Below are 24,974 nucleotides of genomic sequence, written 5' to 3'. Positions count from 1 at the left end.
TTTCTAATATTCACTTTTTAACAATAATTATGCCTTCGCTAGACAGCAGAAAACGAGGAAAGCGGATTCGCTTTCCTCGTTTTTGCAATAACTACGAGTGCACTTTTAACTTTTTAAATTCTTCCGTTAATAACGGAACGACTTCAAATAAGTCGCCGACAATACCGTAATCAGCCACTTTGAAAATGTTTGCCTCTGGGTCTTTGTTAATCGCGACAATCACTTTTGAATTCGACATACCGGCTAAATGTTGAATCGCCCCGGAAATGCCGCAAGCGATATAAAGATCCGGAGTAACGACCTTGCCCGTTTGCCCGATCTGCAGCGAGTAATCACAATATCCTGCGTCGCACGCGCCGCGCGAGGCACCGACCGCCCCTCCCAACACTTTGGCAAGCTCTCGCAGCGGCTTAAAACCTTCCGCGCTTTTTACGCCGCGGCCACCGGCAACGATCACTTTTGCTTCAGATAAGTCAACTCCTTCCGTCGTTTTGCGAACGACTTCTTTTACGATAGTACGCAAATCTTTAATGTCGACAGAAATCGCTTTTACTTCTCCAGAACGCGCTTCATCGCGCTCTAGCGGCTGAATGTTGTTCGGACGCACCGTCACAAAGATCATGCCGTCTGTAACGATTTTCTTTTCAAATGCTTTCCCAGAGTAAATTGGGCGCGTAAAGATAAGGTTGCCGCCGGTTTCTTCCACAGACACCACATCAGAAACAAGGCCGGAGTTTAATTTAATCGCTAATTTCGGCGATAGGTCTTTTCCTAAAGCGGTGTGTCCAAATACGATTCCTTCTGGTCTTTCGGCGGCAATCACCGCCATGAGCGCTTGGGAATAACCGTCGGATGTGTAATGCTTTAAATTAGTATGTTCAACGGCAACAACGCGATCTGCGCCATGGAAAAATAACTCATTTGCATATGATTGAACGCTTTCCCCGACAAGGACGGATACGACCTCCCCTCCTTGAGCGATCGTTTTTGCTGCCGCGATCGTCTCAAACGAAACGTTTCTTAATGATCCGTCGCGAATTTCTGCCAACGCAAGTACTTTCCGTGCCATTTTCAATCCCCCTACTTTATTGATAAAATCACACCACTTTTGCTTCGGAGCGTAACAGCCGGACAAGTTCTTTCACTTGATCGGCAATGTCTCCCTCGAGAATTTTTCCAGCTTCCCGTTTCGGCGGCAAGAATACTTCGATCGTTTTTGTTTTCGCTTCGACATCTTCTTCTTCAAGATCTAAGTCATCCAATTCCAGTTCTTCAAGCGGTTTCTTTTTTGCTTTCATAATGCCTGGAAGCGACGGATAGCGCGGCTCGTTAAGCCCTTGTTGCGCCGTCACAAGCAGCGGAAGCGACGTTTCGATCACTTCTTCATCTCCTTCGACATCGCGGACGATCGTCACTTTATCGCCGTCAATATCGAGTTTCGTAATTGTCGTCACATACGGGATTCCCAGCAATTCCGCTACGCGCGGGCCGACTTGCCCTGAACCGCCATCAATCGCGACGTTGCCGGCTAAAATCAAATCAGGTTCTTTATCTTTCAAATATTCCGCAATAATTTTCGCTGTCGTATATTGGTCATGTACTTCTACTTCATCTTCTATGTTAATCAATACCGCTTTGTCACATCCCATCGCCAGTGCCGTGCGCAATTCTTTCTCCGCTTCCTCATTGCCCACCGTCACAACCGCTACTTCGCCGCCATGTTTGTCGCGCACTTGAATCGCTTCTTCAATCGCGTATTCATCGTACGGGTTAATAATAAATTCCGCTCCTTCTTCATTTACTTTGCCATCGGCAATCGTAATTTTTTCTTCTGTATCGAAAGTGCGTTTCATTAAAACGAAAATGTTCATGAAAGCTCCCCCTTTTTTGACAAAACATTGTTTTGGTTTTGAATATTCGGTTAATTAGAAATACTATTTGCCTCGAAAGGTTGGCGGGCGTTTTTCGATAAACGCCTGCACTCCTTCTTTCGCGTCTTCTGTCGTAAACACACTTCCAAACAGTTCAGCTTCCTCACGCACCGCTTCTTGGAACGGTTTTTCTTTAAAAGAGTTTAAAAGCCGCAATGTCGCGCGAATCGAAATCGGGCTTTTTTGCGCGATTTTTTTCGCCAGTTCTTTTGCTTCCTTCAACAGTTGTTCTTCCGGCACCGCCCTGTTTGCCAAGCCCCATTGCACCGCTTCCGTTCCGGCAATCGGTTCGCTCGTCCACATCATCTCGGCTGCTTTGCCGAAGCCGACGTAGCGAGGAAGCCGCTGGGTTCCGGCAAAGCCAGGTATAATGCCAAGCTGCAGTTCCGGCAGGCCGAGTTTGGCGTTGTCGGAAACAATGCGAATGTGGCAGCTCATCGCCAGCTCCAATCCGCCGCCTAACGCCGCGCCATGGACTGCTGCAATCACAGGTTTTGCAAACTGCTCGATGCGCTCCATCACTTGCTGACCAGCTCTTGACAGCTTTACGGCCTCTTCGCTAGATTTTATGGATGTAAATTCTTTAATATCGGCACCGGCCGAGAAAAATCTCCCCTCACCATGAAGAAGCACGACGCGGACATTTTCATCCTCCTCCAGCTCATCCAACAATGATGAAAGCTCTTTCAAAACAGCGGATGAAAGAGCATTTGCCGGAGGACGGGAAAACGTTACGTCCGCGACAAACTTTTCTTTATGAACGCGAAAAAATTCCATGTAATCTCCTCTCCCCCTTTAAACAAATACGCAATCTTGCTAAGAAGATGCGCAACCTTTTGTTAATAATTCGTAAACCGGCTTCGCTAATGCGACTAGATCATACTTTTGCTCGTTCATTACCCATGTCGTCACCGTCTCGTCAATCGCTCCAAAAATCATTTGCCTTGTCAGGCGAATATCTAAATCACGGCGAAACTCGCCTTTTTCGATCCCTTCCTTCACAATTTCATCAATAATGCGCAAATATCTTTTTAACACTTCATTAATCCGCTGTCGCAATTCTTTATTCGATTGACGCAGCTCTAATTGAGTAACGACGGCTAAGTGATGATCTTGCGCCAGTGATTCAAAATGCTTCTTGACTAATACGTACAATTTCTCTAAAGGGCTCGAAATTCCTGCTATCTCCTGTTCGATTTTCTCGATAAAGGAGCCCATTTTTTCTTGAAACAGCGATATCAGAATGTCTTCTTTATTTTTAAAATAAAGATAAATCGTTCCGTCTGCGACCCCCGCCTGTTTGGCGATTTTCGATACTTGTGCTTGATGATAGCCATGTTCAGCAATGACTACTACCGCTGCATCGATGATTTGCTTAAATTTCGGCTTATCTCTTCTCAACATCCATTCTCCTTTGCGAAAATATGAATGAGCAATCATTCATATTTTCATTTTAAAGACCCCTTGCTTGTTTTGTCAAGATAAAGTCATGCAAAACCTAAACCGATTCGTTATTCTTTTTCATTTCTTCCTCGAGCAATGCTCGTCGCAAAATTTTCCCAACCGCTGTTTTTGGCAGTTCTTTGCGGAACTCATACATGCGCGGCACTTTATATGACGCCAATCTGCTTCTCATAAATTGATCCAATTCCTCTTCCGTACATTGTTCTCCTTGTTTAAGAACGACAAACGCTTTGACCGTTTCTCCGCGGTATTTGTCTGGAACGCCAACGACTACCGCTTCCTGCACTTTCGGATGCTCATATAGCACTTCCTCCACTTCGCGTGGATAAATATTGTAACCGCTTGCAATAATAATGTCTTTTTTACGGTCGACGATATAAAAATAGCCGCGTTCATCCATATAACCGATATCTCCCGTATATAGCCACCCGCCGCGCAAAACATTCTCCGTTTCATGCGGCTGATTCCAATATCCTTTCATGACTTGCGGCCCGCGGACAACGAGTTCGCCGATTTCGTTCACCTTTGCTTCCTCGCCCGTTTCCAAGGACACGATTTTCGCTTCCGTATCCGGCCATGGCACGCCGATGCTTCCTTTTACCCGTTCTCCGTCCCACACAAAATTGCTGTGAGTAACAGGAGAGGCTTCTGTTAATCCGTACCCTTCAATCATTTTTCCGCCAGTCACTTTTTCAAATTTTTCTTGTACTTCAACCGGCAACGGCGCTGATCCGCTAATGCATACTTTGATGGAAGACAAGTCATACTGCGACAAATTCGGATGGTTTAATAGCGCAATATACATCGTCGGCGCTCCAGGAAACAACGTCGGTCTCAGCTTTTCAATCATTTTTAATGTTGTTTCCGCATCGAATCGCGGTAAAAGAATCATTTTATATGCTTGCACGATCGCTAAATTCATGATCGTTGTCATGCCATACACGTGAAAAAACGGTAATATTCCTAAAATCGACTCCGTTCCTTTTCCGCATCGATACATCCAATGGGCACACATCAACGTGTTGGCAATCAAATTTCGGTGCGTAAGCATGGCTGCCTTTGGCACGCCGGTCGTCCCGCCAGTATACTGCAATAGCGCGATATCTTCAACGGGGTCGATCGCTACGTTTGGCTCCGTTATGTTCGGACGCGACATTATTTTGGAAAATAAATGCTGGTCGCTCCGCTCTTCCACTTTGACAGCCGCTGGCTGCCCCTGCTTCCGTTGCATGAGCGGATACAGCCATTTTTTGACCGTCGGCAAATAGTCTTTCATGCTTGTAATGATTAGATGCTTTACATTTGCCTTCGCTTTTGCTTTCGCCGCTTTCGGATAAAGCATGTCAAGCGTAATGAGCACCGTCGCACCGCTGTCGTTCAGCTGATACTCCAATTCGTGCTCCGTATAAAGCGGATTCGTCTGCACGACAATGCCGCCCGCCAATAACACCCCGTAATAGCTGACAACCGCTTGCGGGCAGTTTGGCAGCATAATGGAGACGCGATCGCCTTTTTTCAATCCGATCTGCCGCAAATAATTCGCCAATGTGAGCGCCTGTTCATAAACTTCGCGAAACGTAAGCGTTTTCCCCAAAAAATAAATCGCATCATGCCCGCCGAATTCCGCTGCCGTCTTCCGCAAGTAATCAGGCAACGTTTTATTAGGATAATCAAGGCGATGCGGGATTTCCGGCGGATAATGAGCAAGCCATGTTTTCTCCATCGTATCCCCCCTATATTCGAAAATTTCAGATGATTTATTTTTATTTTATTATATTTTTTTGAATTTTACATCAAAAAAAGCGCCCTATAGGCAGGACGCTATAAAAATAAATAAATGATGCCAATGAGGACAAAAAACGCGCATAGAATAAACAATATTTTTGACAATGTTTCCATCGTTTTATTTTTCCATGCTAAATATACGATGCCAACAACAAGAAAGATCCCGCACAAAACAAGCAACATTCTTACTAATGCTTCCATCTTTTAACTCCCTTTACCGAATTCCTTCGCCAATGACAAACGACAAGCCGATAGAAATAACCATGGAAATCAGCCCGACAGCGCGATTGTCTTTGGCGATTTCCTCATCGATATTAAATTTCGGAGTAAGAAATTCATAAATGAAATATGCGACCAACAGCAAAATAAAGCCGTATATTCCCCAGCCGATCATCGCCAGCAGTGATTCATGATGGCGGAGAGCATAGCGGAAAATATTGGCGATGCCGAAAATTTTTCCGCCGGTCGCCATCGCCACCGCCACATTTCCTTTTTGGATTTCCTCCCAATTTTTGTATTTTGTCACTAGCTCAAATATCGCTAAAAACACGACCATGCATAAAACAGCCACACTAAAATTTGCGGCGATTTTTACGATTTCGTTTTCCCAAAACGAACTCATCATTTTCTCCCCTCATCATTTCAATTCGACAATCGTTACCCCTGTTCCTCCTTCATTCGCTCCGCCAAAATGAAAGCTTTTCACAGCACGGTGTGTTTTCAAAAATTCTTGCACCCCTTTGCGGAGCGCTCCTGTCCCTTTTCCATGAATGATCGAAACGCGTGGATATCCCGCCAAAAGCGCATCATCAATATATTTCTCCAAACGGGCAAGCGCATCTTCGTACCGTTCCCCGCGCAAGTCAAGCTCCAATCCGACGTGATAGTCTTTCCCTTTTACTGTGGCAAGCGGCTTTGTCTCCGTTTTCGGCGCGCTGCCGATATATTCTAAATCCCGCTCTTTTATTTTCATTTTTAAAATGCCAAGCTGCACTTGCCATTCATCATCTGAAACCTTTTCGACAAGGTATCCTTTTTGATTTAAACTTATCACTTTTACCTCATCGCCAGGCTGAAATGAATGCTGCGCCTGTTTTTTCCGTTCTTTTTTCTTTTTCTCCAATGTCGGCATCGCCTCTTGGAGGCGCTTTTTCGCTTCTATCAATTCATGTTCTTTAATTTCCGCCTGTTTTTCTTGCTGCATTCGGCGAAGTTCGTGGATAATTCGCTCTGCTTTTTGCTGGGAAGAGCGAACGATATCGGCCGCTTTCCGTTTTGCTTCTTCTATGATTTCTTCGCGTTTTTCATGAAGCTCTTCCCATTTTTGCTCCCAGTCGCGGCGTAGCTTTTCTGCTTCCATGCGCGCTTCTTCCGCTTTTTTCTGTTCTTCTTCTGCCCGCTTTTTGCTTTGTTCCAGTGAAGCGATCATATTTTCCACATTGTTGCTTTCTGCGCTAATATGCGATTTCGCCCGTTCGATAATGCGCTCATCAAGTCCAAGGCGCTTCGATATTTCAAAGGCGTTGCTCCGCCCGGGGATGCCGATCAATAACTTATACGTTGGACGCAGCGTTTCGGTGTCAAATTCGACGCTCGCGTTAATAACGCCATCGCGGTTGTACCCGTACGCTTTTAATTCTGGATAATGGGTGGTCGCTACCGTCCGTGCTCCGCGGCCGTGCACTTCATCCAAAATGGCGATCGCCAGCGCCGCGCCTTCCTGCGGATCAGTTCCCGCGCCCAACTCATCGAATAAAACGAGGCTTTCATGATCAACGTCGCGCAAAATATCGACAATATTGACCATATGGGAAGAAAACGTGCTTAAACTTTGTTCAATCGATTGTTCATCCCCGATATCCGCATAGACGGAACGGAACACTGCCAGTTCCGAACCGTCAAGCGCCGGAATAAATAAACCGGCTTGCGCCATCAACGTTAATAATCCGATCGTTTTTAATGTGACCGTTTTCCCGCCGGTGTTCGGACCGGTAATTACGATCGTTGTATAGTCTTTGCCAAGTTCGATGTCATTCGGAACGACGATCTCTTGGTCAATGAGCGGATGGCGCGCCTGCAATAACCGGATATAGCCGCGATCGTTCAAGGCAGGCTTTGTCGCTTTCAGCTTATTGGCGTATTTCGCCTTGGCGAAAATAAAATCAAGCTGCGCTAATATGTCAACATTCTCGAGAAGCGCTTCCGCATGTCCGGCGACAATGCCAGTCAATTCGGTCAAAATCCGCTCGATTTCCCGCTTTTCTTTGACACGCGCTTCTTGAAGCTGGTTGTTTAATTCCACCACTGCTTGTGGTTCAATAAACAATGTTGCTCCCGAAGCGGATTGGTCATGGACAATGCCGCCGTAAGCGCCGCGGTACTCTTGTTTTACTGGAATGACGTAGCGGTCGTTGCGAATTGTAATAATCGCATCAGATAACATTTTTTGCGCTGATGGCGAACGAATGATGCTCTCCAGTTTTTCGCGCACCCGCGCCTCCGTCGTTCGCAGCTGCTGGCGGATGGAACGCAGCCGTTCGCTCGCATGATCGAGCACTTCGCCATGGTCGTCAATGCAGCGCTCAATCGCTTGCTGCACTTCCGGAAGCGTGACAAGTTTTTCCGCATAGCCTGCCAAGTGCGGAAACTCCTCCTTTTCTTCGTGCAGCGATTCAACAAACTGCTTCAACTGCCGGCTTGCAGAGATGGTGCTGGCGATATCCAAAAGCTCATGCGGACTAAGCGTTCCGCCGATTTTCGCCCGCTTGAGGCTTGCGCGGATGTCCACAATGCCGCCAAGCGGAACGTGCCCGCGCAGACGCAGCGCAGCTGCCGCTTCATCTGTTTCTTCTTGCCAGTTTACAACCTCCGCCAACCGCGAAGAAGGAAGCAGTTTTTCTACTTTTTCTTTTCCTAACGACGAAGATACATGTTCTAACAATTGTTCTTTGACTTTATCAAATTCCAGTATGTGAAGCACTCTTGCATGCACGGATGAAAAACCTCCATTTGAAGATTGTCGCCAAATTGGATTTTTAACAAGTTTATCTAACAAAAAGCTTATCGCTTACGCTGCAAAAAGCTGCGCAGCTCTTCCAGAGACCATGTGTTGATTACCGTTTCTTTGCGAATCCATCCTTTTCTTGCTGTTATGACCCCTATTTTCATATGGTCAAGCATGTCCAGATGGTGGGCGTCGGTATTAATTGCGATTTTGACTCCAGCATCTTGCGCTTTCTTTAAATAAGAATAGGATAAATCAAGGCGGTTCGGATTCGCGTTTAACTCGAGCGCCGTATTCGTTTCCCGCGCCAGTTCAATAAGCATGTCTATATCTACGTCATATCCGTCCCGTTTTCCGATCAGCCTTCCAGTCGGATGGGCGATCAAATCAACATGGCGGTTGCGCAGCGCGGCGGTGAGGCGCTTCATAATCACATCGCGCGGCTGGGAAAAACTTGAATGAATCGCAGCGATGACAAAGTCAAGCTCTTCGAGAACATCATCATCATAATCAAGCGTCCCATCTGGCAAAATATCCATTTCTACGCCAGCCAAAATCGTAAAATCATCATACTTCGCATTTAGCCGTTCAATTTCTTCCCGCTGCCTGCGAAGCCGCTCCACCGTTAAACCGTTCGCCACTTTCAAATATTGAGAATGATCGGTGATCGCCATATAACGGTAGCCTTTTTTCCGGCACGCTTCCGCCATCTCTTCGATCGAGCACGCCCCGTCGCTCCAGGCTGAATGCATATGCAAATCCCCTTGGACGTCGGAAAGGCAAAGAAGCGGATAATCGTCACGATAGCGATCGACTTCCGTTCCATCCTCCCTTAGTTCTGGAGGGATAAATGGCAAGTGAAAATAGGCAAAAAACCCTCGTTCATCCGAAAAAGTTTTTACTTCACCCGTTTCCACATTTTCTACTCCGTACTCGCTAATTTTTTCGCCGCGCTCTTTTGCCAGCTGTCGCATGCGAACATTATGTTCTTTCGATCCCGTAAAATGATGAAGTGTCGTGGCAAACTGTTCTGGTGCCACTAAACGAAAATCAACGGCAATGTCATACTCATAGCGAAGCTGCAAAGACACTTTCGTATCGCCGTTGGCAATGACGTCAGAGACATTTGCCAGCTTCAATAACTGTTCCCGCACAAGCTGCGGCTCGTTTGTCGCGATAATAAAATCCAAATCTTTCACGGTTTCTTTCATGCGCCGCAAACTGCCGGCACGGGAAAAACGGACAATCCCTTCCATATTTTCGAGCTGGCGTTCTATTTCCTCGGCAATTGGCAGCACAAAAGCTAGCGGAAGCCGTTCCGGGCGAGAGCCGATTTCTTCAATCGCAGCCAAGAGCTTTTCTTCCGTTTTTTTGCCGAAGCCCGGAAGCTGCTGCACTTTCTGGGAGAGGCAAGCTTCTTTCAAGGTGACAATATCGACAACCCCTAGCTCTTGGTACAGCTTAGCGATTTTCTTGCCGCCAAGTCCGGGAAGTCGCAGCAACGCAAGCAAACTTTCCGGAATTGCTTGCTTCAATTGTTCCAAAACACTTGATACGCCCGTTTCCAAAAATTCTTGAATAACGCTTGACGTGCCTTTTCCAATACCTGGAATAGCGGTGAAATCTTCTATTTCCGAAATGCTACGCTCATCTGCTTCCAACGCGCTCGCCGCTTTGCGAAACGCCGCAATTTTAAACGGATTTTCCCCTTTTATCTCCATATATAACGCAATCGTCTCCAGCAGACGAATGACATCTTTTTTATTTCCTTTCATGATATTCACCACCTATAACGTACAACCCACTATGAAACCATAATACAAGTTTTTTATGAAAAAGTACAAAAAAACTTCCCTATAAATTATATAGAGAAGTCGCTACCCCATATAATGAATCCACATTTGTTTCAACATATCCGACAAGAACGGAGTGTGTTTCACAATGGCCATTGCCATAAAAGAATGCTGAATTTTCGTTTGTACGCTTTCAATTGGAACAAGCGCGCCAACGTATAGAATCAAAAACACGATTAAGTACACTTCGACAAACCCTAATGCTCCGCCAGCCCAGCGGTTAATGCTGCGAAGAATCGGCAATTGTGCCACAAAATCGAGCATCGAGCCGATAATTTGCAGCACGATTTTCGCCGCAAAAAATAAAATCACAAACGCGATCGCTCGATAGTACGCGTCGTCCAAATGAGTGCTTTCAAATAACAATTTCGCCGTTTCTGAATCGCCAAACGTCGGATACGGAATCCATAACCGGAGCGTCGGCACTAATTTTTCATAGTGATAATACGCAACGACAAACGCAACCACAAAACCTGCCATATGAATAAATTGCAAAATAAATCCACGTTTCAAGCCAATCATAAATCCCATGAAAAGGATAAAAAGCAAAAGAAGATCGACCATTCCGTTACTCATCCTTTTCTTTGCGTAGTTTTTGCAAAAGCCGATCATATTCTTCTTTTAATTTTATATAATCGTGAACGATGTTAATCGCTGTCAGCACCGCTAGTTTGCTGATGTCCAACGTTGGGTTTTTCTCGCTAATCTCCCGCATTTTATCGTCGACGATCGATGCCACCAAGCGAATATGGCTTGAGCTTTCAGTGCCAACGATCGTATATTGCTGTCCGTATATATCGACTGTCACCCGCGTTTTTTGTTGCTCCGCCAAATGATTTCCCCCATTCTTCAAAATCCTATTGTTTATCATAACATGAATGCTGATATAATGAAAAGATACGACTACTAGATATGCCAAAGAAAAAACGATGACAATGAGGAGTGAATGGACATGGCAAATCACGTTATCGCGGCGTCAGCAACGCTGCTTGAAAAGATGCGGAATCATTACGCTTCCGATATAACAGAACATCTTCCTGCTGGCGCTTTGTTCGTCGCCAAGCGGCCGGGCTGCACGATTACCGCTTACCGTTCAGGGAAAGTATTGTTTCAAGGAAAAGCGGCGGAACAAGAAGCCGCAAAATGGCTGGAACCAGCAAATCAAAAGAAAGCAGCAGCCTCGCAACCCCGTTTGTCTGCCGCATCAGCAATCGGTTCCGATGAAGTCGGAACAGGAGATTATTTCGGACCGGTTGTCGTTGCCGCCGCATATGTCGCCAAAGAGCAAATCGAGACGATTGGGGCAATGGGGGTAAAGGATTCAAAGCAATTAACCGATGAAGCGATCCGCCGGCTCGCCCCATCACTGATGAACCATATCGCGCACCAAACGGTTATTCTGGCAAACAAAAAGTACAACGACTGGCAGAGAAGCGGCATGCCACAAACGAAAATAAAAGCGTTATTGCATAATGAGGCCATTGCCGTGCTTACGGAACAGCTTTCTCCTATAAAGCCGGAAGCCATTATTATTGACCAATTTATTGAACGGGACTTATATTTTCGCTATCTCGAAGGAGAAACAAACGTCGTCCGCGATCGTGTGTATTGTTATCCGAAGGCAGAAACGATTCATATTGCGGTGGCTGCTGCTTCGATCATCGCCCGCTACGTATTTTTGCAGGAAATGGAGCGGCTAAGCCAAAAAGTCGGCATAACATTGCCTAAAGGAGCAGGGGCACAAGTCGATCAAGCCGCCGCTAAGCTTATGCAAATGCACGGGCCTGCAATTCTCGAAATGTGCGGAAAGCTTCATTTTGCCAATACGCAAAAGGCGATGCAAATTGCCAAACAACAATGAAAGTTGTCGGACTTGCAAGAAGGGAAATAGTCACTACTTTGTCCGACATCCCCTTTCCTTCCTATAACTGCATTTCCGCCCACATTCAATAAAAAACTACCGCACAAAGCGGTAGTTTGATAATATATTATTTTCCTTCCAATGCTTCCACTACTTTCTCCGCCGTGCTTCGGCTCGATTGCGGGTTTTGCCCCGTAATCAAATTGCCGTCACGCACGGAGAAGTCCGTCCATTTTTCCCCGCGGACAAAATTGGCGCCTCTTAAGCGCAATGTCGACTCAAGTAAAAACGGCATGTATTGGTCTAATTGCACTTCTTTCTCTTCTTCGTCCGTAAATGCGGTTACCGTTTTTCCTTTGACAAGCGGCGTTCCATCTTTATATGTTACATTGACAAGACCGGACGGACCATGGCAAACGGCGCCAATGATTCTTCCGTCTTCAGCGAATTGTTGCAGAACGTATTGCAATGTTTCGTTATCTGGAAAATCAAACATCGTCCCGTGGCCGCCAGGAAGGAAAATCGCATCAAAACCTGTCGCATCGTCTTTGCTTAGGCGGGCGGTGTTTTTCAATTCTTCTTCCGCTTTTGCCCAAGCCGGATCTTTTTCTTCAATGCTGCGCGGGTCAAGCGGCACTTCCCCGCCTTGAATGCTTGCCACTTTCACGTCATAGCCTTTTTCTTTAAATACAAGGTACGGAACGGCGAATTCTTCGAGCCAAAGCCCTGTTTTATGGTCATCGGTGATCGTTGTATGATTGGTGACAACCATTAGCACGCGTTTCGTCATTTATGATTCCTCCCCTTACTGGAAACATCACTTTTATCATAGATTACCTTTTGCAAAATAAACAACAAATATGCTCTCGTGCAATGAAACTGATCTTTTTATTTCATAAACGGCCACCAGTTTGCTTTGCCGAACGTTTTGACCATCACAGGGACAAACAGCGGCAGCACAACAAGCGCGTATAAAATTAACCCAGTAAGGACGATCGTCGCGATCTGCAAAAGCGATAGGACGCCGGACGGATACATTGCCGCAAACGTTCCGCCTAAAATGACAGCCGCTGAGATAATGACCGTTCCCATGTTGCGCATCGAGACAAGCATTGCCTCTTGTACCGGCTTGTTGCGGTATTCATTGAAACGGTCCATCAAGAAAATGCTATAGTCGATGCCAAGCGCGATTAAGATGACAAACGCGAAAAACGACACCGCCCAGTTCAAGCCGGCATAACCAAGCCCGTTGACGAAAATAAGCTCTGTGACGGCCATCGATGTGTAGTACGTTAACACGAGCGATAAAATTAAATACATCGGCATGATCAGCGAGCGGAGCAAAATCATCAAAATAAGGGCGATGCCGGCAAGCATCAACACGACAGTGCGGGAATAGTCAGCAGACGAAATCGCATGTAAATCGGCATAAATGCTTGTCACTCCGCCAACGGCAACTTTTGCGTTTTCCAGTTTCGTATCTTTGACCGCGCGCGCGACTGCCTGTTTAATATCATCTATTTTATTTAACGCTGACGCCGAATACGGATTTTCATCAAAAATCACATCAAACGTGACGATTTTTTTATCTTTCGACATATACGCGTCTTGCGCTTTGGCAAATTCCTTGCTTTCAAGCACTTGTTTTGGCAAATACCAGCCTGTCATTTCTTCGTTTGGCGAAGCCGAGAGCTCGGATAAATAGCTTTGTGCGGAACTGAGGCCTTTTGACACTTTGCGGAGACCGTCGGCGCTTTGATCAAGCCCTGTAATTAATTGATTCATTTGTCCGTCTAACTGCGAAAATCCTTGCAACAGCTGCTCTTGGCCGGCGTTCACTTCGCTTAATCCATTCGCTAATTGTGGCAGTCGCTCGATCACTTGGTGCTGCCCGTTTGCCGCTTTATCCATCCCTTTTTGCAGCTCGCCAAGCCCTGCGATCAGTTTGGACATCCCATCAATTAACGCCTTTTGGCCGTCGATCAGCTGCGCAAACGAGCCGTTCGCTTGATGCACCCCAGCGCTTACCTGTTTCAGCACGGCATTTAATTGCGCAAAACCGGCAGTCATTTGCTGTGATTGTTTCGCTACTCCCGCTGCGACCATTTTTGTTTGCTGATATTCGCGATCTTGTCGCAACTCTGGGTGTGTTTGCTCAATGCGATTCAACGATGCGTTTACCGAGGATAATTGTGCTGATATAGCGTTCATGCCGTTTTGCAACTGTTCATACTGGTTGACAAGCGTAGAGAGTCCGCTTCCCGCCTTTTCGTATCCTTCCAGCAATTGTTCAGCGCCTTGTTGCAACTCTTTCGCATTGTCCTGGATTGCTGCCAATCCTTTTTTGATTTCGCCAGCTCCCATCGAACCGCTGCGAATGCCTTGTTCAATTTGCGCAAGCCCTTTTTGCAAGTCGCTGACGCTCGCTTTCAGCCGCTCCGTTCCTGAGACAAGCTGTTCAATACCGTTTGTCGCTTGTTTTAATTTTGGCGCAGAAGCGGAAAGTTGCCCGCTTGCTTGATTTAGCCCTGAACTGATTTTCTCGATTCCCTCTTTTCCTTGGCCAAGGCCGTCTTTTAAACTTTTTGCTTGTTCTGTAACAAGCAATTGTTCAATTGGCTCTCCTGTCGGGCGCGTGACAGAGCGCACTTTGTCCACTCCATCGACTTTCTCGACTTCACGGCTGATTTTTTCGATTAATGCAAAATACTCTTGCGAATTCAGCGCTTCATCGTTTTTCATGACGATTTGTGTCGGCATCGCTTCGCCAGGATTAAAGCTTTTGGCGATAATGTTAAACGCCTTTACGGATGCGTAATCGTCCCCAATCTCTTCAAGCGAATCAAACGATAAATCGCCATCATACGTTGCTAATACCGGAACAGTGATGACCGCAACGATTCCTAAAGCGACTAGCGGCCTTGCAAACGCAAAACGGCCGGCGGCATCCCACAAACGGCTTTGTTTATGCTCTAAATTGCCTTTCGCCGGCCAAAATAGATTTGGGCCGAGCGTTGCCATAAAAAACGGCACCAACGTCATCAGCGCAACCAGCAGCACCGCCACGCCGACGGCAACCGCGGCAGCCGATTGATACAGCTTAAACGTCGACAATCCAATCGCCGCAAATCCGATCATCACGGCGATTCCGCTGAACAACACCGTTTTTCCCGCGGTGCGGTACGTGGCGATAATCGCATCTGCTCGGTTTTCATGCTGCGAAAGCTCTTCCTTAAATCGGCTTAACAACAAAATGCAATAGTCCGTCCCGATCCCAAACAGCACGGCGACTAAAAAGATTTGCGTAAACGTAGACAGCGGAAAATTTACTTGATCGACAAGAAAAGCGACAAGCGACTGCGATACTAAATACGTCATCCCGACCGTTACAAGCGGAATGAGTGGCGCGACAAACGAACGAAACACAATAAACAGCACCACTAAAATAAATACAACGGTAATGCCTTCCGTCTTTTTCAACCCTTCTTGTGAACTGACAACAACGTCTTCGTCAATCATCCAGCTTCCCGTATAATAATGCTCGACCGGAATGTCATCAATCGCTTTGTAAAGCGCCTTGCTTATTTCTTTCGCGCTTCTCCCGTTCCGCTCCAGCTTCACCGACGTTAAAATCGTCGTACCATCTTTCGAAACAAGTTGATCTTTCAATTCCTTCTCTTTAAACGGGGAAATCATCTCAGTAATTCCGAGTTTGTCTTTCTGCGCTTCCAGCTGTTTAACGGCGCGCTCCGCTTCCTTCCAATCATTGTCCGTCAATCCGCCTTTGCGGTAAAACACAAGCGCTGTTGACAGTTCGCTCCCCTTGTTTTCCCGCTGCTGCACTTCCTCTAAAATTTCCATCGCTAACGATGACGAGTATCCTTTTGGCACGCTAAGCTGCCCTTTCTCACGGACGAGGTCAGCCATGTTCGGCGCCGTCACCATAAGGACGACAGCAGCAACCATCCACGCCAACAGCACAAACCATTTCCCTTTAATGATTCCTCTCACGATACCCCCTCCATCTCCTGCAAAATGCAAGCAAGCTTTTCATATGTTTGAATAAACGTTTCAATTTCTTTCTCCGAAAATTTGGTTATGAACGACTCGACCAATTTATGAATTTTTTCTTCCGTTTTCACAATCCATTCGTCTCCTCGTTCCGTCAGCGTCAAATAAACAACCCTGCGGTCGTTTTGATCGCGCGTGCGCTGAAGCAAGCCTTTTTCGACAAGGCGGTTCGTCATCGCCGTAATCGCGCTTTTGTTTACGCCAAATATGGACGCAAGCTCTGTAGATGTGCATTTTCCTTTCTTCATTATGTAGCGAAGCAAGTAATATTGGTCGTTTGTCATATCTTCATCAAGCTCGCATTTGACAAGTGCCGCTGCTTTTCTCATCACGATAAAGGAAACGGACAAATATCGCTCTACCAAATCATCAATGTTTCCATACCGCAAAATACCACTCCTCTTTGCAAAATAGTTTAATTATTTAACTATTAAACAATGTAACAATCTCTTCAAAAAAAAGTCAACCGAAAAGAATTTCTTTTTTCAAAATCGCTGTTAAATAATGGTATTTATTTTCTTGTTCAACTAAAGGATATAGAAAAAGACCAAAATCTGGTCTTTTTCTTTTACAAAAATATCAAAACATTAACATTTCACAAAGCGTATTGGTCCACTCGTTATTTTCGTGTCTGCTGCTTCCATGCTACTGTATATCCTTCCTCATTTTCTTTTTTGCATTATTCACTTATCTCATTTTACTTGTTATATTGCTGGACCCATTCTTCTAAGTATACTGCCGTCCCGTCCATCTTTGCCATTTCTCTCATATATTCCAAGTCCAAACGTTCGGCGTGAAGAAAAAACATTCTTTTTCCCCATTCGCAATCCGAAGTAGATTTACAATGAACACAAGCCCGCAATCGATCTAAAATAATATCTTCAATGCCAATCACATATACCTTTAATCCGTCTTTCATTCGCAATTCTATGACTTTATCGTAATTAGCGTCTTCCAGCATATCATTCGGAATTTCAATGCTTACCATTAATTCTTCGTGATACCAATGTCGTCCCGCTGGTGTGAAGCCTAACTGAACAAGTAAATCACCAGCGCGTTTTCGATCGCTAACAATAAGATCGATATCAACGGTCGTGTAATCGCTTCTTGTATATATTTCTACTGCTAATCCCCCCACAATAATTGGACGGATGCGATAAGGCTCTAGTAGTTTGGTCAAAATCGCCGTCACTTGCACCATTTTTTCAAACGAGGTTTTGGAATAAAGCGTACGAAGTTTTTGCCTCGCTTCTTCAATCGAATTCATAATACCACACCCGCTTGCTCAAGTATTTTACTTTTCCTTCCGTTTCTGCCTTTTTCCATCGTTTTCTACACAGGTCATCCAATATTTCGGTTTCGTTTTCATCACGGGCCCGTGTACGGATATTGCGCTCTTTTCCTTTTGTCTGCAATATGTCCCGCTCCACATCGCTTTTTTTCTCCAAAATCCACTCACTCAATTCAGAAAAATCCATTTCTTTCATTATGCCATCACTCTGAATCGCTTATAATATAGTTTTATTATACCTTTTTATCCCATGTTCTGCCCACGGCAATCCCTATCCAAAAAATATAATGAAGGATGTCATCCCTTTCGCAAGAGTGACATCCCTTTTGATTTCGTCATTTCTTCCGCAATTATATTTTCATGAATAAGAAGCATTACGCCGCAATATCCCGTTTCCGAAAAATCAACCAGGTAATTCCATTGAATATAACAAAATAAACAAGCAGCATCATGATGGAAAATGGCATCGTCATTCCTTCGACAAGCGGCGTCCCATCAATATATTGCGTTAAATCCGTATTGGCAAATAATAAATATTTTGCCCAGTCAAATTTCATGGCAAGAAGCGCTGTAACTTGCGGCCCTACAAACAATGCAAACGTCGCCAGCCCAATCGCGAGCGAATGATTGCGAAACACCGCCGATATCATAAACGCAAAGGTCGCCATCATGACAAGATCAGCACAATTTAGCGCATATACTTGCATAACATGGAAAAGCATGCTTCTCTCAACGACTGCGCCGTTTTGGTACGCCAAATATGGTTCGCTGATGTTTTCGATTCCAAAAGCGGCTGCGCCGATGACAGCCGAGAAAATAAACAACAATAACAGCATGAAAAGCGCAAATAACAGAGCGGCGATGTATTTGGAAAGCAAAATTTTCGTGCGGCTGGCGGGACGAATGAGCAGCAGCTTGATCGTTCCCCACGAAAATTCGCTCGCTACACTTCCTGCTGCCACAATAATCGTAAACAGCGTAATCAACGCAATAATGTCTGCCGAGTCCACTAAATATCCCCAGAACGTATTGGACGCTACTGGTTTTATATTGTGTTCTAGGCGGTACTCATTGATTGCCAGCTGTTGTTGGAGGTAATTTTTATACATTTTCGGCAGCTTTTCCTCAGAAAGCTCCGCTTCCATTCTTTTTATTTCCGAAGCGACCTCCGCCTTCCAGTTCGCCGGCTCTTTATGCGTCGCTTTGATAATCAGCGCTCCCGCCAGCGTCGACAAAGCAAGGAGCCCGATCATAAACCATGTGCCAAACCTGCGGTAAATTTTCATATTTTCATTTTGAATTAGCGAAAGAATGCTAGACAATTTCGTTTCCTCCTGTCATTTCTAAAAATCTTTCCTCCAGCGATTTCGTCAGAACTTGAATTCCATATACTTTAATGTGTTCGGATACTAGCGCAGCATTTAAGTTTGGTATTTCCTCGTAATCAAGCGAAACTTCAATTCCTTGCTTCGCCGGCACAGCGTTCATATGAGGATAAGTATTTTTGATCACAGTTAACGCTTGCTCCACCGGTTCTACAGTAAGCAGCACTTTTTGCGCTTGTTTGGACAGTTCTTGAACCGATTCAATTCCTACTAATCTCCCATGTTGAATAATCGCAAACCGATCGCACATCATTTCCATTTCCGCGAGAAGATGGCTCGAAACGATGATCCCAAGTCCTTCTTCTTTCGCCAGCTTGCGCAAATAGTCGCGGATTTCTCGGATGCCGGCAGGATCAAGCCCATTTGTCGGTTCATCCAAAATAAGCAAGGAAGGCCGATGAAGCAATGCCTGTGCCAGTCCCAGTCGCTGCCGCATGCCAAGCGAGTACGTTTTCACTTTGTCATGGATTCGTTTTGCCAAGCCGACTAATTGGACAACTTCGTCGATGCGTTCTTTAGTGACTCCTTTTGTCATGCGCGCGTAATGAAGCAAATTTTGATATCCAGTCAAAAACTTATACATTTCCGGATTTTCAACAATGGCACCGACATGTTGAATCGCTTTTTCAAAATCTTTTTGAATGCTGATTCCATTAATCAGCACTTCGCCGCTAGTAATTCCCATCAGTCCTACGATCATGCGGATTGTCGTCGTTTTCCCGGCGCCGTTCGGCCCAAGAAAACCAAACACTTCCCCCGCAAATACTTCAAGCGACAAATCGTGGATAATCGTTTTCTTGCCGATATCTTTCCTGACATTTTTCAATTGCAAAAGCGGATTCATGGTCGTTCCTCTCCCTTATAAATTTTTTTCAGCCGGCTTACTACACTATCGCGGTTTGTTTCTCTTAATTCATCGACATGAACGCGTTCCACCACCGTTCCATCGCGGAGAAAAACGGCTTCATCGAGCAGCGGTTCAACTTCATCGATTTCATGCGTTGTCATCACAATCATCTGCCGTTCTAGATCAATAAATGAAACAAGTCCTTTGACGATCGATTCACGCACCATCGGATCGAGTCCGGACAGCGGTTCATCCATCAATAAAATCGGCGCTTCCCGCGCTAGCGTAAAGGCGATTTTCGCACGCCCCCGTCCGCCTTTGGACAGTTGCTTTAATTTTTTGGACGGGTCCATTTGCATAAACGCTAATATGTCACGCGCTTTTTCTGTTCGAAAATCGCTAAATTGCGAAGCGTAAAACTCGAGCATATCTTGAACCGTAAAACTATCGTAATAAACGTCCAGTTCCGATAAATACACGACTTTGCGGCTGATTTTCCTCGTTACTTTTTCACCGTCAACAAGCACGTTTCCTGCTGTTGGAGAAACTAATCCAGCGATCAACTTTAAGAACGTCGATTTGCCGCTGCCATTTGCGCCAAGGACACCGATGATTTTCCCTTTTTCCAAGTTTAGCGAAACATCCTTTAGCGCCGTAACGCCGCCAAACTTTTTTGTGACGTGCTCAAATTGAATCATTGCTCTCCCCCTTTATAGTTTTTCAATGTGGCGATCATATCGTCCAGCGTGAACCCAAGCTCCGTCATGTTTCGGATAAAGTCATCGACAATGTCCTGCTTCAACCTTTCACGCAATCGTTCGATAACTTCTACATTTTCCGTGACAAACGTTCCTTGACCGCGCCGTGTTTCCACAATCCCCATCCTCTCCAGTTCGCTATATGTGCGCTGTATCGTATTCGGGTTCACTCCTGTTTTCACTGCCATCTCGCGGACAGACGGCAACTTCTCCCCCGCCTTCCATTCGTTTCGGACAATTTTTTTATTGATCATTTCCATTATTTGTATATAAATCGGTTTCGTTGTATCAAACTCCTCAACCACGTCTTTACACCTCAACTTTTCTGCCAATTAGCCAAACAGAAGCGCAAAATACGAGGACATCCATAATACCGTAAAAAACGACTACGCCTATTGGCATCGTTTCCATCTTTTCGATCATTATCCATCCCTCAGTCGCATTGTACTTGAACGCAACCCCTGGCATCGCTATTTTTCCCCATTCTGTTAACCATTCGTATACGTTCGTTTGCATAAACGATGAAAACAGCCAGCCAATCAGAAAATAAGCCAGCGTAACGACCGGCCCCGCCAACTTCGAAATCATTTGTTTACAGATGCGGTAAATCACCCAATAAAGCAAAAACAAGACAGCTAAATGGATAGATAACAGTGCAATAGACAGAGCGGCAAGCGCGCCGCTTTCGATAAAAAGCTCATGATTCCACATTTTTTCGTGGAAATACCTCTCTTTTATCCCAAGAGATGCAATGTAAGTAAACAGCGTCGAAACAAACAAGGAAACAAGCATGCTACCAAACGCGATGATCAGTTTGGCGCTCACCAACCGAAATGCCGGCTGCGGGGTGTGAAGCCATAAATGGAGCCGCTTCGCTTCTGTTTGCAAGCTAAGAGCCATAAACATCAACATATAAAAAGCATGCAGGCATGTGACAATCAACGATGGAACAAACATCGTTATCGGCTCGTCGTATTTTAGAGACAATAAATATGCCACTATATTAACGGCAATCACGATGCCAACCGTAGTGAATATCCAAACTTTAGAGATGCGCCATTCTTTTTTTAATAAGCCAATCCACGGACTCATTCTTTCTCCTCCAGTAACAGCGAATTAGTGTTCTAGTTAAATAGTACACTAATCCAGAATGAAACGTCAACCTTTGCGGCAAAAAAATTCCGCTTATTCCCTATGCAACTTGCAAAAAATCCCCCGCCTTATGCTTCCGCATAAGACGAGGGATTTTGTTTTATCCACGCAATGTCGCGCCGAATTGCTGTTCTACCGCTTGGATCACTTTTTCGTGAACGGCCGTTACTTCTTCGTCTGTTAATGTACGTTCCGGATCATAATAACGGAGCGAGAAGGCGATCGATTTTTTGCCGTCTGGAAGGCGGTCGCCTTTGTATACGTCGAAAATCGCCACCTCTTTCAGCAAGCTGCCGCCCGCTTCGATAATCGCTTTTTGCAGTTCGCCGGCAACGACGTTTTCATCAACGACAAGCGCGATATCGCGCGTAATCGATGGAAAACGCGGAATCGGCGCGTAGCGAATATCCTCTATTTCCGTATTTAACAAGTCAGCCAAGGCAAGTTCAAATACGTACGTTTCTTTTAAATCGTACTCTTTTTGCACAACCGGATGGAGCTGGCCGACAAAGCCGATCGTCTTGCCATCCAGCAAAATATCAGCGGTGCGTCCCGGATGCATATGTTCGCGTTTCGCCTGCTTATATTCGATACGGTTCGTTAAACCAAGCAATTCGAATAATCCGTCTAAAATCCCTTTCACGACATAGAAATCGACCGCTTTTTTCTCGCCTTGCCATAAGTGGGCGTGCCATACGCCTGTTACGACTCCGGCGAGACGTTCTTTTTCGCTTGGCAGCGCGTTTTCGCCGCTTGTGAGATACACCGCGCCTGTTTCATAGACGGCAACATTTTCGACTTGACGCGCGCGATTGTAGCTCGCTACTTCTAATAAATGCGGCAGCAAGCTTTGGCGAAGGACGCTGCGTTCTTCGCTCATCGGAAGCGCCAGGCGGATCGGTTCCGCTGTTTCTAACGCGAACATCGTCGCCTTTTCCGCGCTTGTCAGAGAATACGTAATCGCTTGGAAAAGACCGACATCTTCTAAATAGCGGCGCACTTTCCGGCGTTTTGCTTGATATGGAGTCAGTTTGCCCGGCTTCGTTTCCGCGACTGGCAATGTCGCCGGCAAGCGGTCATAGCCATATAATCTCGCTACTTCTTCGATAATATCTTCTTCAATCGAAATATCGCGGCGGCGTGATGGAACCGTAATCGTAAACGTTCCGTTATCTTCAGTAAATGCAAATTGCAAGTTCGTTAAAATCGTGGCAACTTCGTCTTTCGTAATCGCCGTGCCGAGCACGCGGTTGATGCGGTCCAACGTAATGGTGACCGTCACTTCTTGTTCTTTTAACGTATTGACTTCGACAATGCCGCCAACGACTTCGCCGCCAGCGTACTCAGCCATTAGCGCGGCCGCGCGGTCTAACGCTTCTTTTGTCCGCGCCGGGTCAATGCCTTTTTCAAAGCGTGTGCTTGCTTCACTGCGCAATCCATGGTCTTTCGACGCTTTGCGGATGGCAGGGCTTGTGAAATAAGCGGATTCGATAAACACCGTTGTGGTGTCGTCACGCACTTCGGAATTTGCGCCGCCCATCACACCAGCTAAAGCGACCGGTTCCGTTCCATTCGTAATGACAAGATGGTCTTCCGTTAACGTGCGCTTCGTATCATCCAATGTGACAATTGTTTCGCCTGCTTTTGCGCGGCGCACGACGATTGCTTTTGAGCCAAGCCGGTCATAGTCAAACGCGTGAAGCGGCTGGCCGTACTCAAGCAAAATGTAGTTTGTAATGTCGACGACGTTGTTATGCGGACGGATCCCTGCCGCCATCAAGCGTGTTTGCATCCAAAGCGGCGACGGACCGATTTTCACGTTTTTCACAATGCGACCCGCATATAACGGATTGTCTTCCGATGCGTCGACGCGCACAGAAATATAATCATGAACGTTTTCGCCATTTTCTTGAAGCTCGATGACCGGCAGCTTTACGCTTCGTCCTAAAATCGCCGCCACTTCGTAGGCGACGCCGATCATGCTGAGGCAGTCGGCGCGGTTTGGCGTAAGTCCAAGCTCTAATACTTCATCGTCTAAATTTAATAATTCCAGCGCATCGGCGCCAACCGGAGCGTCGCTTGGAAATACGAAAATGCCATCGGCGTATTCTTTCGGCACTAATTTCGATTCAATGCCGAGCTCTTGCAAGGAACAAATCATGCCGTTTGATTCTTCGCCACGCAATTTCGCCCGTTTAATTTTCAAGCCGCCTGGCAGGACGGCGCCGACTTTCGCCACCGCTACTTTCTGCCCTTTGGCAACATTCGGGGCGCCGCAAATAATTTGCACTGGCTCGCCTTCGCCGATATCGACAAGGCATTTTCTTAATTTATCAGCGTTCGGATGCGGTTCGCATTCAAGCACATGCCCGACGACAACGCCTTTTGCCCCTTTATTTAATACTTCCACACTTTCAACTTCGATGCCGCTTTTGGTAATGCGGTCGGCTAGTTCTTTTGCGGTGATTCCCGTAAGGTCTACGTATTCTTTCAGCCATTTATAGGAAACAAACATCGTTCAAACCTCCCTTTTACACGCGATGGAATTGCTGTAAGAAGCGAATGTCATTTTGATAGAAATGACGGATGTCATCAATGCCGTATTTGAGCATCGCAATGCGCTCCGGACCCATGCCAAACGCGAAACCGGTATATTTTTTCGAATCAAATCCGGCCATTTCTAACACGTTTGGATGAACCATGCCGGCACCTAAAATTTCAATCCACCCTGTCCCTTTGCAGACGCTGCAGCCATGCCCCCCGCAATGGAAGCAGGATACATCGACTTCGACCGACGGCTCGGTGAACGGGAAAAAGCTTGGGCGGAAGCGGATTTCGCGGTCTTCGCCAAACATTTTGCGGGCAAACTCGCGAAGCGTTCCTTTTAAATCGCTCATGCGGATGTTTTCATCGACGACAAGCCCTTCAATTTGCGTAAATTGATGCGAGTGCGTCGCATCATCGTTGTCGCGGCGGTACACTTTTCCCGGGCAGATGATTTTCACCGGCCCGCGCCCTTGATGTTTTTCCATCGTGCGCGCTTGCACCGGTGACGTATGGGTGCGAAGCAAAATTTCTTCGGTAATGTAGAATGAATCTTGCATATCGCGCGCCGGGTGGCCTTTTGGCAAGTTCAACGCTTCAAAATTGTAATAGTCTTTTTCCACTTCCGGCCCTTCGGCAATCGTATAGCCCATGCCGATGAACAAGTCTTCGATTTCTTCAATGACGCGCGTAAGCGGATGATGATTGCCTCTTTTGACCGGGCGGCCTGGAAGCGTGACGTCAATCGCTTCCGCCGCTAATTTTTTCTCGACTTCTTCTTGTTCGAGCTTCGCTTGCTTCGCTTCCAGCGCGCTTTGGATCGCTTGCCGCACTTCGTTGGCGAGCGCGCCGATGACCGGGCGCTCTTCCGGCGACAATGATCCCATGCCGCGGAGCACTTCGGTAATTGGTCCTTTTTTGCCAAGATAAGCGACGCGCACCTCATTGAGTGCTTTCAAATCACGAGCTTGTTCGATTTTTTCGAGCGCTTCTTGTTGAAGCTGCTGCAACCGTTCTTTCATGAAAAA

General features: G+C 46.1%; 24 protein-coding genes. 1 reads left to right on the top strand and 23 read right to left on the bottom strand.

Features of this window, described 5'->3' with window-relative positions; translation table 11 throughout:
• Positions 1 to 91: 91 nt before the first annotated feature.
• The 11 genes from MWM02_RS04240 to zapA all read right to left on the bottom strand — a co-directional run bounded on the left by MWM02_RS04240 (position 92) and on the right by zapA (position 10,869).
• The gene (locus MWM02_RS04240) at positions 92 to 1,069 is read right to left on the bottom strand and encodes an electron transfer flavoprotein subunit alpha/FixB family protein (RefSeq protein WP_244403013.1); all 978 of its coding nucleotides are present in this window, start codon (positions 1,067 to 1,069) and stop codon (positions 92 to 94) included.
• A 28-nt stretch (positions 1,070 to 1,097) separates the two neighbouring features.
• Complete coding sequence (locus tag MWM02_RS04235) at positions 1,098 to 1,871, bottom strand: electron transfer flavoprotein subunit beta/FixA family protein (RefSeq protein ID WP_244403012.1); 774 nt, start codon at positions 1,869 to 1,871, stop codon at positions 1,098 to 1,100.
• A 63-nt stretch (positions 1,872 to 1,934) separates the two neighbouring features.
• Positions 1,935 to 2,708: an enoyl-CoA hydratase gene (locus MWM02_RS04230; RefSeq protein WP_244403011.1), complete on the bottom strand. Its 774-nt coding sequence runs from the start codon at positions 2,706 to 2,708 to the stop codon at positions 1,935 to 1,937.
• Positions 2,709 to 2,747: 39 nt separating this feature from the next.
• Complete coding sequence (locus tag MWM02_RS04225) at positions 2,748 to 3,332, bottom strand: fatty acid metabolism transcriptional regulator FadR (RefSeq protein ID WP_003248739.1); 585 nt, start codon at positions 3,330 to 3,332, stop codon at positions 2,748 to 2,750.
• A 97-nt stretch (positions 3,333 to 3,429) separates the two neighbouring features.
• Complete coding sequence (locus MWM02_RS04220) at positions 3,430 to 5,118, bottom strand: long-chain-fatty-acid--CoA ligase (protein ID WP_064549613.1); 1,689 nt, start codon at positions 5,116 to 5,118, stop codon at positions 3,430 to 3,432.
• Positions 5,119 to 5,216: 98 nt separating this feature from the next.
• Positions 5,217 to 5,381 carry a hypothetical protein gene (locus tag MWM02_RS04215; RefSeq protein ID WP_198401519.1) on the bottom strand — a complete coding sequence of 55 codons (165 nt, stop codon included), beginning with the start codon at positions 5,379 to 5,381 and terminating at the stop codon, positions 5,217 to 5,219.
• Positions 5,382 to 5,394: 13 nt separating this feature from the next.
• The gene (locus MWM02_RS04210; protein ID WP_003248736.1) at positions 5,395 to 5,802 is read right to left on the bottom strand and encodes a DUF350 domain-containing protein; all 408 of its coding nucleotides are present in this window, start codon (positions 5,800 to 5,802) and stop codon (positions 5,395 to 5,397) included.
• 15 nt (positions 5,803 to 5,817) lie between these two features.
• A complete protein-coding gene (locus MWM02_RS04205; protein ID WP_244403010.1) occupies positions 5,818 to 8,172 on the bottom strand; it encodes an endonuclease MutS2 in 2,355 nt (784 codons plus the stop codon).
• 68 nt (positions 8,173 to 8,240) lie between these two features.
• Complete coding sequence (polX, locus tag MWM02_RS04200; RefSeq protein ID WP_064549611.1) at positions 8,241 to 9,959, bottom strand: DNA polymerase/3'-5' exonuclease PolX; 1,719 nt, start codon at positions 9,957 to 9,959, stop codon at positions 8,241 to 8,243.
• A gap of 102 nt (positions 9,960 to 10,061) precedes the next feature.
• A complete protein-coding gene (locus tag MWM02_RS04195; protein WP_064549610.1) occupies positions 10,062 to 10,601 on the bottom strand; it encodes a CvpA family protein in 540 nt (179 codons plus the stop codon).
• A 4-nt stretch (positions 10,602 to 10,605) separates the two neighbouring features.
• Positions 10,606 to 10,869 carry a cell division protein ZapA gene (zapA, locus tag MWM02_RS04190; protein ID WP_064549609.1) on the bottom strand — a complete coding sequence of 88 codons (264 nt, stop codon included), beginning with the start codon at positions 10,867 to 10,869 and terminating at the stop codon, positions 10,606 to 10,608.
• 120 nt (positions 10,870 to 10,989) lie between these two features.
• Between zapA and rnhC the strand changes: the two genes are divergently transcribed.
• The gene (gene rnhC, locus MWM02_RS04185) at positions 10,990 to 11,898 is read left to right on the top strand and encodes a ribonuclease HIII (RefSeq protein ID WP_244403009.1); all 909 of its coding nucleotides are present in this window, start codon (positions 10,990 to 10,992) and stop codon (positions 11,896 to 11,898) included.
• Positions 11,899 to 12,025: 127 nt separating this feature from the next.
• On the opposite strand, the gene MWM02_RS04180 is transcribed toward rnhC, so the two are convergent.
• The 12 genes from MWM02_RS04180 to pheS all read right to left on the bottom strand — a co-directional run bounded on the left by MWM02_RS04180 (position 12,026) and on the right by pheS (position 24,968).
• Positions 12,026 to 12,688: a type 1 glutamine amidotransferase domain-containing protein gene (locus tag MWM02_RS04180; protein WP_064549607.1), complete on the bottom strand. Its 663-nt coding sequence runs from the start codon at positions 12,686 to 12,688 to the stop codon at positions 12,026 to 12,028.
• Positions 12,689 to 12,786: 98 nt separating this feature from the next.
• Entirely contained in the window at positions 12,787 to 15,909 is a 3,123-nt protein-coding gene (locus MWM02_RS04175; RefSeq protein ID WP_244403008.1) for an MMPL family transporter, read from the bottom strand.
• Complete coding sequence (locus MWM02_RS04170; protein ID WP_064549605.1) at positions 15,906 to 16,358, bottom strand: MarR family winged helix-turn-helix transcriptional regulator; 453 nt, start codon at positions 16,356 to 16,358, stop codon at positions 15,906 to 15,908. Before MWM02_RS04170 ends, MWM02_RS04175 begins: the two co-directional genes overlap by 4 nt.
• A 308-nt stretch (positions 16,359 to 16,666) precedes the next feature.
• Positions 16,667 to 17,236 carry a DUF6036 family nucleotidyltransferase gene (locus MWM02_RS04165; RefSeq protein ID WP_064549604.1) on the bottom strand — a complete coding sequence of 190 codons (570 nt, stop codon included), beginning with the start codon at positions 17,234 to 17,236 and terminating at the stop codon, positions 16,667 to 16,669.
• Positions 17,223 to 17,456: a hypothetical protein gene (locus MWM02_RS04160; RefSeq protein ID WP_244403007.1), complete on the bottom strand. Its 234-nt coding sequence runs from the start codon at positions 17,454 to 17,456 to the stop codon at positions 17,223 to 17,225. The genes MWM02_RS04165 and MWM02_RS04160 overlap by 14 nt, the downstream gene beginning before the upstream one ends.
• A 178-nt stretch (positions 17,457 to 17,634) precedes the next feature.
• On the bottom strand, positions 17,635 to 18,582 hold the full coding sequence (locus tag MWM02_RS04155) for an ABC transporter permease (RefSeq protein ID WP_081260166.1): 948 nt from the start codon (positions 18,580 to 18,582) through the stop codon (positions 17,635 to 17,637).
• Positions 18,575 to 19,489, bottom strand: coding sequence for an ABC transporter ATP-binding protein (locus MWM02_RS04150; protein ID WP_064549602.1), 915 nt, complete (start codon positions 19,487 to 19,489; stop codon positions 18,575 to 18,577). Before MWM02_RS04150 ends, MWM02_RS04155 begins: the two co-directional genes overlap by 8 nt.
• Positions 19,486 to 20,190: an ABC transporter ATP-binding protein gene (locus tag MWM02_RS04145; protein ID WP_244403006.1), complete on the bottom strand. Its 705-nt coding sequence runs from the start codon at positions 20,188 to 20,190 to the stop codon at positions 19,486 to 19,488. Before MWM02_RS04145 ends, MWM02_RS04150 begins: the two co-directional genes overlap by 4 nt.
• A complete protein-coding gene (locus tag MWM02_RS04140) occupies positions 20,187 to 20,555 on the bottom strand; it encodes a GntR family transcriptional regulator (protein ID WP_064549600.1) in 369 nt (122 codons plus the stop codon). The genes MWM02_RS04145 and MWM02_RS04140 overlap by 4 nt, the downstream gene beginning before the upstream one ends.
• 4 nt (positions 20,556 to 20,559) lie before the next feature.
• Positions 20,560 to 21,342 (bottom strand): hypothetical protein, encoded by a 783-nt coding sequence (locus MWM02_RS04135; RefSeq protein ID WP_244403005.1) that lies wholly within the window; start codon positions 21,340 to 21,342, stop codon positions 20,560 to 20,562.
• Positions 21,343 to 21,502: 160 nt separating this feature from the next.
• A complete protein-coding gene (pheT, locus tag MWM02_RS04130; RefSeq protein ID WP_244403004.1) occupies positions 21,503 to 23,917 on the bottom strand; it encodes a phenylalanine--tRNA ligase subunit beta in 2,415 nt (804 codons plus the stop codon).
• A 16-nt stretch (positions 23,918 to 23,933) separates the two neighbouring features.
• Positions 23,934 to 24,968 carry a phenylalanine--tRNA ligase subunit alpha gene (gene pheS / locus MWM02_RS04125; RefSeq protein ID WP_244403003.1) on the bottom strand — a complete coding sequence of 345 codons (1,035 nt, stop codon included), beginning with the start codon at positions 24,966 to 24,968 and terminating at the stop codon, positions 23,934 to 23,936.
• Positions 24,969 to 24,974: the final 6 nt, after the last annotated feature.

Source organism: Parageobacillus sp. KH3-4, assembly GCF_022846435.1.
Lineage (GTDB): Bacteria > Bacillota > Bacilli > Bacillales > Anoxybacillaceae > Parageobacillus > Parageobacillus thermoglucosidasius_A.
Note: the sequence above shows the minus strand (reverse complement) of the source record. Positions and strands in the feature narration are given on the sequence as shown.